15 protein-coding genes are annotated in these 12663 nt (G+C 71.3%); 8 read left to right on the top strand and 7 right to left on the bottom strand.

The window, feature by feature from the left end; all coding sequences use genetic code 11:
* The 3 genes from PUR26_RS05275 to PUR26_RS05265 all read right to left on the bottom strand — a co-directional run.
* Positions 1-605: lytic transglycosylase (locus PUR26_RS05275; protein WP_329869675.1), on the bottom strand; the 605-nt coding region annotated here is incomplete at its 3' end.
* 302 nt (positions 606-907) lie between these two features.
* Positions 908-1978 (bottom strand): S-adenosylmethionine:tRNA ribosyltransferase-isomerase, encoded by a 1071-nt coding sequence (locus PUR26_RS05270; RefSeq protein WP_329869674.1) that lies wholly within the window; start codon positions 1976-1978, stop codon positions 908-910.
* The gene (locus PUR26_RS05265) at positions 1975-2694 is read right to left on the bottom strand and encodes an SDR family NAD(P)-dependent oxidoreductase (protein WP_329869673.1); all 720 of its coding nucleotides are present in this window, start codon (positions 2692-2694) and stop codon (positions 1975-1977) included. Before PUR26_RS05265 ends, PUR26_RS05270 begins: the two co-directional genes overlap by 4 nt.
* Before the next feature lie 181 nt (positions 2695-2875).
* On the opposite strand from PUR26_RS05265, the gene PUR26_RS05260 reads away from it, so the two are divergent.
* The 3 genes from PUR26_RS05260 to PUR26_RS05250 all read left to right on the top strand — a co-directional run bounded on the left by PUR26_RS05260 (position 2876) and on the right by PUR26_RS05250 (position 5137).
* On the top strand, positions 2876-4033 hold the full coding sequence (locus PUR26_RS05260) for a GAF domain-containing sensor histidine kinase (RefSeq protein ID WP_329869671.1): 1158 nt from the start codon (positions 2876-2878) through the stop codon (positions 4031-4033).
* Positions 4026-4688: a response regulator transcription factor gene (locus tag PUR26_RS05255; protein ID WP_329869670.1), complete on the top strand. Its 663-nt coding sequence runs from the start codon at positions 4026-4028 to the stop codon at positions 4686-4688. Before PUR26_RS05260 ends, PUR26_RS05255 begins: the two co-directional genes overlap by 8 nt.
* 206 nt (positions 4689-4894) lie before the next feature.
* Entirely contained in the window at positions 4895-5137 is a 243-nt protein-coding gene (locus PUR26_RS05250; protein ID WP_329869668.1) for a chaplin, read from the top strand.
* Positions 5138-5215: 78 nt separating this feature from the next.
* Here the strand turns inward: PUR26_RS05250 and PUR26_RS05245 are convergent, their stop codons facing one another.
* Positions 5216-6004, bottom strand: coding sequence for a hypothetical protein (locus PUR26_RS05245; protein WP_329869666.1), 789 nt, complete (start codon positions 6002-6004; stop codon positions 5216-5218).
* Positions 6005-6163: 159 nt separating this feature from the next.
* Between PUR26_RS05245 and PUR26_RS05240 the strand changes: the two genes are divergently transcribed.
* The 4 genes from PUR26_RS05240 (at position 6164) to PUR26_RS05225 (ending at position 9361) form a co-directional block, all read left to right on the top strand.
* Positions 6164-6955, top strand: coding sequence for an ABC transporter ATP-binding protein (locus PUR26_RS05240; protein WP_329869665.1), 792 nt, complete (start codon positions 6164-6166; stop codon positions 6953-6955).
* Between the two features lie 74 nt (positions 6956-7029).
* On the top strand, positions 7030-7458 hold the full coding sequence (locus tag PUR26_RS05235; protein ID WP_329869663.1) for an NfeD family protein: 429 nt from the start codon (positions 7030-7032) through the stop codon (positions 7456-7458).
* A gap of 119 nt (positions 7459-7577) precedes the next feature.
* Positions 7578-8507 carry an SPFH domain-containing protein gene (locus PUR26_RS05230; RefSeq protein ID WP_329869661.1) on the top strand — a complete coding sequence of 310 codons (930 nt, stop codon included), beginning with the start codon at positions 7578-7580 and terminating at the stop codon, positions 8505-8507.
* An 86-nt stretch (positions 8508-8593) separates the two neighbouring features.
* Positions 8594-9361, top strand: coding sequence for a sulfite exporter TauE/SafE family protein (locus PUR26_RS05225; RefSeq protein ID WP_329869659.1), 768 nt, complete (start codon positions 8594-8596; stop codon positions 9359-9361).
* Between the two features lie 64 nt (positions 9362-9425).
* On the opposite strand, the gene PUR26_RS05220 is transcribed toward PUR26_RS05225, so the two are convergent.
* From PUR26_RS05220 to PUR26_RS05210, 3 genes are all read right to left on the bottom strand, one after another.
* Positions 9426-9935 carry an HNH endonuclease gene (locus PUR26_RS05220; RefSeq protein WP_329869657.1) on the bottom strand — a complete coding sequence of 170 codons (510 nt, stop codon included), beginning with the start codon at positions 9933-9935 and terminating at the stop codon, positions 9426-9428.
* 213 nt (positions 9936-10148) lie between these two features.
* On the bottom strand, positions 10149-10691 hold the full coding sequence (locus tag PUR26_RS05215; protein WP_329869656.1) for a YbhB/YbcL family Raf kinase inhibitor-like protein: 543 nt from the start codon (positions 10689-10691) through the stop codon (positions 10149-10151).
* Positions 10692-10744: 53 nt separating this feature from the next.
* Positions 10745-11527 (bottom strand): sporulation protein, encoded by a 783-nt coding sequence (locus PUR26_RS05210; protein WP_329869655.1) that lies wholly within the window; start codon positions 11525-11527, stop codon positions 10745-10747.
* An 83-nt stretch (positions 11528-11610) separates the two neighbouring features.
* On the opposite strand from PUR26_RS05210, the gene PUR26_RS05205 reads away from it, so the two are divergent.
* Positions 11611-12252, top strand: a complete 642-nt coding sequence (locus PUR26_RS05205; protein ID WP_329869653.1) for a DNA-3-methyladenine glycosylase — start codon at positions 11611-11613, stop codon at positions 12250-12252.
* The last annotated feature ends 411 nt before the right edge of the window (positions 12253-12663 follow it).

Here is a 12663-nt window from a genome sequence, read left to right as displayed (position 1 = left end):
TGCAGCAGACCGATCGACGGGACGCCGTTGATGGCGTTGATGTCCCAGTTGTTGATCGCGTTCGGGTTACCGCTGGACTCCCGCATGATGTTGCGGTGGATGCCCTCGTAGGTGCCCGGGATGTTGTTCTTCTTCATGATGCCGAGCGCCTCGCGGATCCAGCCGTCGAGGTTGTTCGCGTAGACGGGGGTGCGCGTGGCGGCGCGGCTGGCGGCGGTCTTCTGCGCGGCGCGCTTCTTGGCGGCGGCGTCGGCCTTCGCCTTCGCCTCGGCCTTCGCCTTGGCCGCGGCCTTGACCTTGGCGGCCGCCGCGGCGTTCGCCTTCGCGGCCGCCTCCGTCTTCGCCTTCGCCGCGGCGTCGGCCTTGGCCTTCAGCGCGAGGGCGGAGTGCTGGTCGGCCAGGTTGACCTGCAGCTGGTTGGTGGTCTTGGTGCCGAACGCGACGGGCGCGGCGGAGACGGCCTGGGGCTCGATCTCGGTCGAGGCGTTGCCCGGAACGGCGCTGAACGCGATGGCGGCGGCGCCGACGGCGGCAACACCGGCGAGGGAAAGCTTCTTCTTGTTCTTCTTGAGACGGCTGAAGCCGGAAGTGCTGAACGCGGACATACAGTCGTACCTCTTCGAGTAGCGGGACGTCGCATGGCCAGGGCGGCGCTACGCCTGCTCGGCGGGCGACGGCTGCAATTCTTAGCGGCCGCAAAATGCCGTGGCAAAGGTGTGACGTACGAAGCGGCGTAGTGGATCAGCCAGCTGCAGGAAGTGGTCCGAATCCCCCCAAAACCCAGACCAGACCGCACTCACCTGCCCTTTACGCAAGCACTACAGGGCTTCGTAAGTGACCTGCGTCCTATGCGCGGGCTCACATCGGGCGGGGCGCGGTCTGACCGGGTGTTGCGCTCGCAATGCGCTCAGTGAGGGCCCTCCGCAGGGAGGATCAGATGGGTGTCGCCGAACTCGTGCCAGAGGTAGCGCCGCCTCACCGCCTCGGCGTACGCACGGCCCAGCGCCTCCCGCCCCGCGATGGCCTCCAGCATCAGCAGGTGCGACGCCTCCGGTTCGTGCAGCCCGGTCAGCAGTCCGTCCACGGCCCGCACCCCGCGCCGGGGCGTCACCACCAGGTCGGTCCAGCCGGCGGCCGCCTCCACGACGCCGTCGGGCCCGGCCGCCGACTCCAGGGCGCGCACCGCCGTCGTGCCCACGGCCACGATCCGCCCGCCACCCGCACGTGCCGCGTTGACCAGCCACGCCGTGGCCGCCGGCACCTCGTACCGCTCCGGGTACGGGGGCTCGTGCGCCTCGGCCGACGCCACGCCGGTGTGCAGCGTGACGGGCGCGAACTGCACCCCCCGGCTCACCAGCCGCGCCACCAGCGCCGCCGTGAAGGGCCGCGCGGCGCTCGGCATCTCCGCCGAGCCGCCGCCGTCGGGGGCCGGCAGCGCGAAGACGGTCTGGTACGCGGTGAGCGGCTGGTCCCGCTCGGTGTATCCGTACCGGATGGGCCGCCCGTACCGCGTCAGCAGGCCGGGCACGTCGACCGTGACCGAGGCCCACCACAAGCGCTCCCCGCCGGCGTCCAGCGGCTCCTCCAGAACCAGGTGGGCCCCGCCCGGCAGCCGCACCACCCCGCCCGCCGGACCGCCCGCCCGCGGCTTCGTGCTCCCCGTACCGCCCCGCCCCTCGGGGTCGCGCAGCTCCACCGCCCACCGGCCGTCGTCCCCGCGGGTCGAGAAGTGCACCACCACGACGTCCCCGCCGAGCCTCGCGGTGACGGCGGCGGCCAGCGTCGCCGAGGTGTTCACCACCAGGACGTCCCCGGCCCGCAACCGTGCCGGGAGCTCCCGGAAGGCATGGTGCGACACCTCGGGGCCCCGCGACACCAGCATCCGCACGTCGTCGCGGCCCGTTCCGCGCTGCTCGGCGGGCACCCGCGCGGACAGCTCGGACGGCACCCGGAGCGCTTCCTCCCACAGGCCCCTCACGCCTCCACCTCCGCCAGGGACGGCGCCGACCAGCGTCCGCTCACCGGCCGGCGGTCCAGCAGCCGCAGAAAGCCCGGGACCACCGCATCCGGGCTCGGACGGGGACGGTCGTCGTCGGGCACGGCGGCGCGGTACATGTCGGTGCCCATGTCGCCGGGGTCCACCGACCACACCCGCAGACCCGGCTCCTCCACGCCCAGCACCGCCGCCAGCCGGTCCAGCGCCGCCTTGGACGCCCCGTACCCGCCCCAGGTCCCGTACGCCTCCGACGCCGCGTCCGAACTCACCGTGATCACCGTCCCCGACGCACTGGTCCGCAGCAGCGGCAGGGCCTCCTGCACCAGCCCCAGCGCGGCCACCACATTGGTCTCCAGCGCCGTCCGCAATCCGTCCAGGGGCAGTGCGTCCAACCGCACCAGCGGTTCGGCGCCCAGCGCCCCGGCGTTGCTCACCAGCAGGTCGAGCCCGCCCAGGTCGCGCGCCGCGGCCACCAGCCGCGCACGGTGCCCGGCGTCCGTGACGTCCCCGGCGACCGCCACCACGCGCGTCCCGGGAACCCCGGCCCGCCTCGCCTCCTCCCGTACCGCGTCCGCGCTCTCCTCCAGCACCCGCCCGGTCCTGGCGTCCAGCACCAGATCCCAGCCACGCCGGCCGAGCGCCGCGGCGAGCGCCCGCCCCAGACCCTTCGAAGCCCCCGTGATGATCGCGACAGCCATGACGTCCATCCCCTCTGCATGATGCCCTCTGTCCGTACCGCTCAGCCTGGATCGGGGCACCGGCCCGCCGCGTCGTACGGCGGCCCGACGGCCAGGAACCTTCGGCCTAGGCCTCCGGGCCCAGAGGGCGGCGGTCCCCGGTCCGATACGGACTGTCACATCGCGCCGGTAACGTGAACGCATGACCGATCGACCGCGCTCCGGCCTGGCAGCCGTGAGCACCGCCCTGCTGGCGATGAGCCGGCACCTGGAGGTCCGCGACGTCCTCAAGACGATCGTGGCCTCGGCCCGCGAGCTGCTCGACGCGCGGTACGCGGCGCTGGGCGTCCCCGACGACCACGGGGGCTTCGCCCAGTTCGTCGTCGACGGGGTGAGCGACGAGCAGTGGAAGGCGATCGGCCCCCTGCCGCGCCAGCACGGCATCCTGGCGGCGATGCTCCACGAGGAGAAGCCCGAGCGGATCGCCGATGTGCGCAAGGACCCGCGCTTCGAGGGCTGGCCCGCGGCCCACCCCGACATGTCGGACTTCCTGGGCATGCCCATCCGCGACGGCGACGAGACGATCGGCGCCCTGTTCCTCGCGAACAAGCGCTGCCCCGAGGCCGACCGGGCCCTCGGCGGCGGCTGCGGCTTCACGACCGAGGACGAGGAGCTGCTGGGGATCCTCGCCCAGCACGCCGCGATAGCGCTCACCAACGCCCGGCTGTACGAGCGCAGCCGCGAGCTCACCATCGCCGAGGAGCGCTCCCGGCTGGCCCACGAGCTGCACGACGCCGTCAGCCAGAAGCTGTTCTCACTGCGGCTGACCGCCCAGGCGGCGGCCGCCCTGGTCGACCGGGACCCGGTCCGCGCCAAGGGCGAGCTCCAGCAGGTCGCCGCCCTCGCCGCCGAGGCGGCGGACGAACTGCGGGCCGCCGTGGTGGAGCTGCGGCCCGCCGCCCTGGACGAGGACGGCCTGGTCCACACGTTGCGGACCCATACCCAGGTCCTGGACAGGGCGCACACCTCGCGCGTCAGCTTCCGCAGCGCCGGCATACGCGCCCTGCCCGCCGCCCAGGAGGAGGCCGTGCTGCGGGTGGCCCAGGAGGCCCTGCACAACGCGCTGCGTCACGCGGAGGCGGAGCACGTGGACGTCTCCCTCGTCCGCAGCGGTCAGGGCGCGCTGCTGAGCGTCACCGACGACGGCAAGGGGTTCGAGCCCCGCACGGTCCGCCGCGCCGGACGGCACCTCGGGCTGGTCTCCATGCGCGACCGGGCAGGCGGGGTCGGGGGCACACTCACCGTGCAGTCGGAGCCCGGCAAGGGCACCACGATCGAGATGGAGGTCCCCGGTGGCTGAGACCGCCCCCGACCCGAAGACCCGGATCCGCGTGCTGCTGGTCGACGACCACCAGGTGGTCCGCCGCGGCCTGCGCACCTTTCTGGAGGTCCAGGACGACATCGAGGTCGTGGGGGAGGCGGGCGACGGCGCCGAGGGCGTGGCCCGCGCGGAGGAGCTCCGGCCCGACGTCGTCCTCATGGACGTCAAGATGCCCGGCATGGACGGCATCGAGGCCCTCCGCAAGCTGCGCGAGCTGGCCAACCCCGCCAGAGTCCTGATCGTCACCAGCTTCACCGAGCAGCGCACGGTGGTGCCCGCCCTGCGCGCGGGCGCCTCCGGGTACGTGTACAAGGACGTCGACCCCGAGGCGCTGGCCGGCGCCATCCGCTCCGTGCACGCGGGGCACGTGCTGCTCCAGCCCGAGGTGGCCGTGGCGCTGCTCTCCCAGGACGACGCGGGTGGCGGCACGGGCCGGAGCGGCACGCTGACCGAACGGGAGCGGGAGGTCCTCGGGCTGATCGCCGACGGGCGGTCGAACCGGGAGATCGCGCGGGCGCTCGTCCTGTCCGAGAAGACGGTCAAGACGCATGTCTCGAACATCCTGATGAAGCTGGACCTCGCCGACCGGACCCAGGCGGCGCTGTGGGCGGTGCGCCACGGCCTCGCGGGCTGAACGGCCGGGGAACAGGGGGGCGGGGGAGCAGAGGCGGCCCGGCGCGACGGTTCGGGCGCGCGGGGACGGGGACCGCGGTTCCCATCCGGTCGGAGATTCATACTGTCGGGTGTATGTCACCCGTACGGCGCATCCAGACCGGCGCGTGACCGTTCTCCAAGGCGTGCTGCGGTGATTGCCGCAGCGATGGCTAGGAGGATCCTGAAGTGAAGAACCTGAAGAAGGCCGCTGCCGTCACCATGGTCGCCGGTGGGCTCGTCGCCGCCGCCGCCGGAGCCGCGTCCGCCACCGGTGCGCACGCGGACGGCGCCGCCATCGGTTCGCCCGGCGTCGGCTCCGGCAACCTGGTGCAGGCCCCGGTCCACGTCCCGGTGAACGTGGTCGGCAACACCGTCAACGTGATCGGCGCGCTGAACCCGGCCTTCGGGAACGACGGCGTCAACGTCTGATCGCGGAGCGACCTCCCCGGCCCCCAGTCCCCCTGGGGGCCGGTTCGTTCCACCACCTGCCGACCGGACGCCCGGGCCTCACCAGGACCCCCGCTCGCGCTCCTCCACATAGGCGTTGAACGCCGCCACCTGGGCGCGCCGCGCCACCCGTTCCACCGGCCGCAACGCATCCGACCGCGCCGCCATCTCCGACGCGCTCACCGCACCGCCGTGCCCGTTCCCGTACGCCAGCGAGATCAGCAGCCCCACCCGCTGCGCCAGCTCCAGCACCCGCACGGCCCGCGGCGGATACCCCGGTGCCAGGACCTCACGGCCCGCCTCCGCCCGCGCCCGGTACGCATCCAGGGCGGCCTCCGCCACCGGACCCGAGGCCGCCACGTCCAGCCGGGTCAGCACCGTCGTCGCCTCGCGCAGCGCCTCGGCCAGCTCCCGCTCGGACTCGCCCAGCGACGGCACGTCCGCCGGCGGCGCCTCCCGCACGGGCAGGCAGTGCCAGCCGACCTCCACGTGCCGGTCGCCCGACGGCCCCGCCTCGTACGTCTCGGGCACCAGGCCGAAGGCGGCGCCGTACCCGACGACCGCCTCCTCGGCCTCCAGCGCCCGCGCGTTGAACTCCGGCGGCCCGCTCAGCCCGAGGGGATGCCCCGGCGCGGGCAGCGCCACCCGCCACCCCGTGACCCCGAGCGACCTCAGCCGCCCCAGCGCCAGCGTCAGACCGACCGGCCCCGATTCACCCGGCAGTCCCTCGACCCGGTGCACCGCGTCGTCCCCGACGATCGCGAGCACGGCGTCGTCCGGCGATACCAACCCGGCCAGCAGGGCGTTCCCCCATGCGGCCAACCGTCCTGAACGTGGTTCCGAAAGCATGCCCCCACCCTAGGTACTGGCCGGGCTCCGTCCCACCTCCGGCCAGAACCGGACCTCAGGGCCGACGTGCTCCGGCGGTGGCGTAGGTTTTCCCTGGGAGCTGCGTCCGCCTGGCGCAAGCGACGACGAGACTCGACCGCAAGGGGAGACAACGCGCTCATGAGCGATGTACTGGAGCTGGTGGACGTATCCGTGGTCCGCGACGGACGGGCTCTGGTGGACGATGTCTCCTGGTCGGTCAAGGAAGGTGAGCGCTGGGTCATCCTCGGCCCCAACGGCGCCGGCAAGACCACCCTCCTCAACATCGCGTCCAGCTACCTCTTCCCCACCAGCGGCACCGCCAGCATCCTGGGCGACCGGATGGGCAAGGTCGACGTCTTCGACCTCCGTCCCCGCATCGGTATGGCCGGCGTCGCGATGGCCGAGAAGCTTCCCAAGCGGCAGACCGTGCTCCAGACCGTGCTGACCGCCGCGTACGGCATGACCGCCACCTGGCACGAGAACTACGACGAGGTCGACGAGCAGCGCGCCCGCGCCTTCCTCGACCGCCTCGGCATGACCGACTTCCTGGACCGCAGGTTCGGCACGCTTTCCGAGGGCGAGCGCAAGCGCACCCTCATCGCCCGCGCCATGATGACCGACCCCGAGCTGCTGCTCCTCGACGAGCCGGCCGCCGGACTCGACCTGGGCGGCCGTGAGGACCTCGTCCGCCGCCTCGGCCGCCTCGCCCGCGACGTGTACGCCCCTTCCATGATCATGGTCACGCACCACGTGGAGGAGATCCCGCCGGGCTTCACCCACGTGTTGATGATCCGTCAGGGCAAGATCCTGGCCGCCGGGCCGATGGAGATGGAGCTGACGTCCCGCAACCTCTCCCGGTGCTTCGGCCTGCCGCTCGTGGTCGAGCGCGTCGGTGAGCGCTACACCGCCCAGGGCCTGCCGCTGTCCTGACGTCCGCCCCGCCCCGCCGCGACTGCGCCATCGCGCCCTGTCCCGCGAGGGACCCGCCGAACTACCATGACCTGGTGGACATCGACGCATGGGTGTGGTGGCTGATCGGCGCGGTGGGGCTCGGCATCCCGCTCGTCCTGACCGCGATGCCGGAGTTCGGAATGCTGTCCGTAGGGGCGATCGCCGGAGCCGTCACGGCCGGCCTCGGCTTCGGCCTGGTCGCGCAAGTGATCGTCTTCGCCGTGGTGTCCGTCGCGCTCATCGCGGTGGTCCGCCCGATCGCGGCCCGGCATCGCGACGGACGCCCCCAACTCGCCACGGGGGTCGACGCCCTGAAAGGCCGTCAGGCCGTGGTGCTGGAACGGGTGGACGGCAGCGGTGGCCGGATCAAGCTGGCCGGCGAGATCTGGTCGGCCCGCACCCTCGACTCCGGCCAGGCCTTCGAGCCCGGCCAACAGGTCGATGTGGTCGAGATCGACGGTGCGACCGCGGTGGTCATGTGACGGAACCCGGTCAACCCCACGGAACGGGGCACGCGACCGCCCCCCGTCTGGGAAACTGATCATCGCAATCAACGCGGCAACGCGGCAGCCGACCGGCAGCGAAGGGCACGGGGAACACGATGTCAGCAGTCATCATCGTCCTGATCATTCTGGTGGTGCTCGTCTTCATCGCCCTGATCAAGACGATCCAGGTCATCCCGCAGGCCAGCGCAGCCATCGTCGAGCGCTTCGGCCGCTACACCCGCACCCTCAACGCGGGCCTCAACATCGTCGTCCCGTTCATCGACTCCATCCGCAACCGGATCGACCTGCGTGAGCAGGTCGTTCCCTTCCCGCCGCAGCCGGTGATCACCCAGGACAACCTGGTCGTCAACATCGACACGGTCATCTACTACCAGGTGACCGACGCCCGCGCCGCGACCTACGAAGTCGCCAGCTACATCCAGGCGATCGAGCAGCTCACCGTCACCACGCTGCGCAACATCATCGGTGGCATGGACCTGGAGCGCACCCTCACCTCCCGCGAGGAGATCAACGCGGCACTGCGCGGCGTCCTCGACGAGGCCACCGGCAAGTGGGGCATCCGCGTCAACCGCGTCGAGCTGAAGGCGATCGAGCCGCCCACCTCCATCCAGGACTCGATGGAGAAGCAGATGCGCGCCGACCGCGACAAGCGCGCCGCGATCCTCACCGCCGAGGGCATCCGCCAGTCGCAGATCCTCACCGCCGAGGGCGAGAAGCAGTCCGCGATCCTGCGCGCCGAGGGCGAGGCCAAGGCCGCCGCCCTGCGCGCCGAGGGCGAGGCCCAGGCCGTCCGCACGGTCTTCGAGGCCATCCACGCCGGCGACCCGGACCAGAAGCTCCTCTCCTACCAGTACCTCCAGATGCTGCCGAAGATCGCGGAGGGCGACGCCAACAAGCTCTGGATCGTCCCCAGCGAGATCGGCGACGCGCTCAAGGGCCTCTCCGGCGCCTTCGGCAACCTCGGTGGAGGCGCCCCCGGCTTCAACACCGGCAAGGAGCGCCGCGAAGAACCCCCCGTCGACTGACGGGCACACCCCATCGTGCATGATCGGTTCATCAAGCACCGATCCTGCAAGCCTGATCAAGACCGATCATGTACGAGGGGCACAGCGTGACGATCTGGGAGATGCTCGCCGTCCTCGCCGCGGGCATCGGCGCCGGCACCATCAACACCATCGTCGGCTCCGGGACGTTGATCACCTTCCCGGTACTGCTCGCCGTCGGACTCCCGCCGGTCACCGCCACCGTCTCCAACGCCCTCGGCCTCATCCCCGGCTCCATCAGCGGAGCCATCGGCTACCGCGCCGAACTCACCGGCCAGCGCGCCCGCGTGATGCGGCTGGGCACCGCCGCGGCCCTCGGTGGGCTCTGCGGCGCCGTACTGCTCCTGCTCCTGCCCTCCACCGCCTTCGAGACGATCGTCCCCATCCTGGTGGCGCTCGCCCTCGTCCTGGTCATCCTGCAACCCCGCATCGCCAAGGCGGTACAACGCCGCCGCGACCGCGAGGGCACCACCGGGGACCACGAGGGAGGACCGCTCCTCTTCTTCGCGCTGCTGCTCGCCAGCGTCTACGGCGGCTACTTCACGGCGGCTCAGGGCATCATCTACCTCTCCCTGATGGGCATGCTGCTCCACGACAGCATGCAGCGCCTCAACGCCGTCAAGAACGTCCTCGCGGCCATCGTCAACTCCGTCGCCGCGCTCTTCTTCCTCTTCGTCGCCGACTTCGACTGGACGGCCGTCCTGCTCATCGCCGTCGGCTCGGCCCTCGGCGGCCAGATCGGCGCCCGCGTCGGACGCCGCCTCCCGCCCCTCGCCCTGCGCGTCCTGATCGTCGCCGTCGGCACCGTCGCCATCGTCCAGCTCCTGCTGCGCTGACACACGAAAGCCCGCCCGCGCTCCCGGGACCGGGGCGAAGGCGGGCCTGCCGCGAGGGACCGCGCTACGCGGCCGCCGGCCGGGCGAGCCACGGCGGCAGCCCCGAGCGCTCACCGGCACGCATCGCGAGCAGCATCGTGTCCGCCGGCGTCGGCACGAAGGGCTGGTACAGCAACGGCATCCCCGCCTGGTCCGGCGTACGGTCCGCTTTGCGGTGATTGTCCTCCGCGCAGGACGCCACCGTGTTCAGCCAGGTGTCCGACCCGCCCTGCGCCCGCGGCACCACGTGGTCCACGGTCGTCGCGCGCCTGCCGCAGTAGGCGCACCGGTGCTGGTCCCGTATCAGCACACCCCGCCTCGACCACGGCGCGTGTCTTCGGAACGGCACCCGGACGTACCGGCAGAGTCTGATCACCCGGGGCACGGGAAGATCCAGCGCGGCCGCGCGCACCCGGAGGCGGGGATGGGACTGCTCGACGACGGCCTTGTCCTGCAGCACGAGCACCACCGCACGGTTGAGCGTGACCGTCGAAAGCGGTTCGAAGCTCGCGTTGAGTACCAGCGTGTCCCGCATTGTGCCCACCTCCCGTGTGCCGGCCCGCCCCGTCGGCGGACTCCGGGCCTGGACCAACTCTGGCCGGGTGCGCCGGGTGGGACAACGCAATATCGCCGCTCCGCCGGGACACGACCCCAGCAGCCGCTCCGTCCCGCCCCCGGTCCTCGAAAACAAAAGATGCCCGCTTCTGATCTCTCCAAGACCAGAAGCGGGCAAACAACAAACGAACGATCAGGTGCCCTGACCGGCGTCCGCGTACTCACCGATCAACTGCGCACGCCCGAGCGTGTGGAACCGCAGATTGAAGCCGACCACCGCCGGCGAGACCTCCGCGTCCGGCCCGAGCTTCTCGCTGTCCACCGCGTACACGGTGAAGACATACCGGTGCGCGGGATCCCCGGGCGGCGGCGCGGCGCCTCCGAAGTCCTTCGACCCGTAGTCGTTGCGGACGTGCACCGCGCCCTCGGGCAGCCCCTCGAACTTCCCGCTGCCCGCACCCGCCGGCAGTTCGGTCACATCCGCCGGGATGTCGAACAACACCCAGTGCCAGAACCCGCTCCCGGTCGGCGCGTCCGGATCGAAGCACGTCACGGCGAAGCTCTTCGTCTCCGCCGGGAAGCCCTCCCACCGCAGATGCGGCGAGGTGTTTCCCGCCGCGTGCACCTGTGCGTCCGCCAGCACGCCTCCCGGCGCGACGTCGTCACTCACCACGGTGAACGACGGCACCTGCGGATGGAAGTCGTGAGGGAGCGGCGCCCTCTTCCTCTCGGCCACGTCTGAACCTCCGATTCGCCTGCTCTTCTGCCTGCCCCCCAGCCTCGCCGAGACTAGAGCCAGTTGCGACGACCACCGACATCGGCGAGCCACTGGTTGAGGTACGCCACCCAGTCCGTGCCCTGGAAGTCGTTCAGCCCCACCTTGAACGCCCGGTACGAGTCGCTGCTCTCGCTGAACAGCCCCGGCTTCTTGTCCATCTCCAGCACGACGTCCATCTCGCGGGAGTCCGCGACGAACGTCAGCTCCACCTGGTTCAGGCCCCGGTACTGCTGCGGCGGCACGAACTCGATCTCCTGGTAGAAGGGCAGCTGCTGCCGCGTCCCCCGGATGTGACCGCGCTCCATGTCGGCGCTCTTGAAGCGGAAGCCCAGCTGGATGAAGGCGTCCAGGATCGCCTGCTGCGCCGGCAGCGGGTGGACGTTGATCGCGTCCAGGTCGCCCGAGTCCACGGCCCGCGCGATCTCCAGCTCCGTCGTCACCCCGATGTCCATGCCGTGCAGCTGCTGCCCGGCGATCGTGGTCACCGGCGTCTCCCACGGGATGTCCAGCCCGAACGGCACCACGTGCACCGCCCCGGCCTTCACCTCGAAGGCCCCGCCCAGACGCACCTTGGTGAACTCGATGTCCTGCTTGACCTCCTGGTCGCCGCCCTCCACCTCGACACGCGCCTGGAGACCGACGGAGAGCGCCTCGATCCGCTGGTCCACCGATCCGCCCTGGACCCGCACCTCTCCCTGGACGACTCCACCGGGGACGACGTTCGCCTCGGTGAGCACCGTCTCGACGGACGCCCCACCGGCACCGAGGCTCGCGAGCAGCTTCTTGAAGCCCATGTTCACTCCTTCTAGGTCTGACCCCTACATACGCGCGACGACCGTAGCCGGTTCCCCGCCACGCCCCAGTACGCTCGTACAACATGATCGAGAGCCCCGACCGTACGCCGCTGCCGCGGGACTTCTTCGACCGCCCCGTACTGGAGGTGGCGCCCGACCTGCTCGGCCGCACCCTCGTACGGATGACGGACGACGGCCCCATCGAACTGCGCCTCACCGAGGTCGAGGCGTACGCGGGCGAGGCGGACCCCGGCTCCCACGCCTACCGAGGCCGCACCGCCCGCAACGCGGTGATGTTCGGCCCGCCCGGACACGCCTACGTCTACTTCACCTACGGCATGTGGCACTGCCTGAACCTCGTGTGCGGCCCCGAGGGCTCGGCAGGGGGTGTCCTGCTGCGCGCCGGCGAAGTCCGAGCGGGCCACGAGCTGGCCCGCAAACGTCGACTCTCGGCCCGCAACGACCGAGAACTGGCCAAAGGGCCGGCGCGCCTGGCCACCGCCCTCGACGTCGACCGCACCCTCGACGGCACCGATGCCTGCGCGGGCCCCGGCTCCCCTCTCTCCGTACTGACCGGAGCCCCGACCGGCTCAGGTCAGGTGCGCAACGGACCCCGTACGGGAGTGGGCGGCGACGGCGCCCACCACCCCTGGCGCTTCTGGCTCGACGGGGATCCGACGGTCAGCCCGTACCGCGCCCACACACCGCGCCGGCGCAGGGCTTGACTCCAGGGGCCAAAGCGCCTAGTGTCGACCGAGCTGCAGGAGCCGGGCCTGCTGGTCAAGCACCCCGGGAGCAGCCATCCACTACCTATGATCTTCCCCAACGGGCTTCGAGTTTCGGCGTGCCGGAATTCATTCCCCGGGAGACTCGATTATGAGTCGCCAAGGAAATCGGCTAGCGTAGTGAACACGCCGAAAGGCAAAAGGCCCCCAACGGCCACCGGAAACAGAATCCAGACCGGAAACGGAACGGAAAAAGAATCTGGTAAGGTTGGAACCGCCGGAAAGGGAAACGCGAAAGCGGAGAACGGCCCGGCAGCCCGCTCCAGCGGGTGGCGGAAACGGAAATCGGATCTGCTAAGCTGGAAACACGAAAGACCGAAGGGAAGCGCCCGGAGGAAAGCCCGAGAGGGT

The sequence above is a fragment of the Streptomyces sp. SP18CS02 genome, assembly GCF_036322365.1.
Taxonomy (GTDB): Bacteria; Actinomycetota; Actinomycetes; order Streptomycetales; family Streptomycetaceae; genus Streptomyces.
This window is presented reverse-complemented; position numbering and strand designations above follow the sequence as displayed.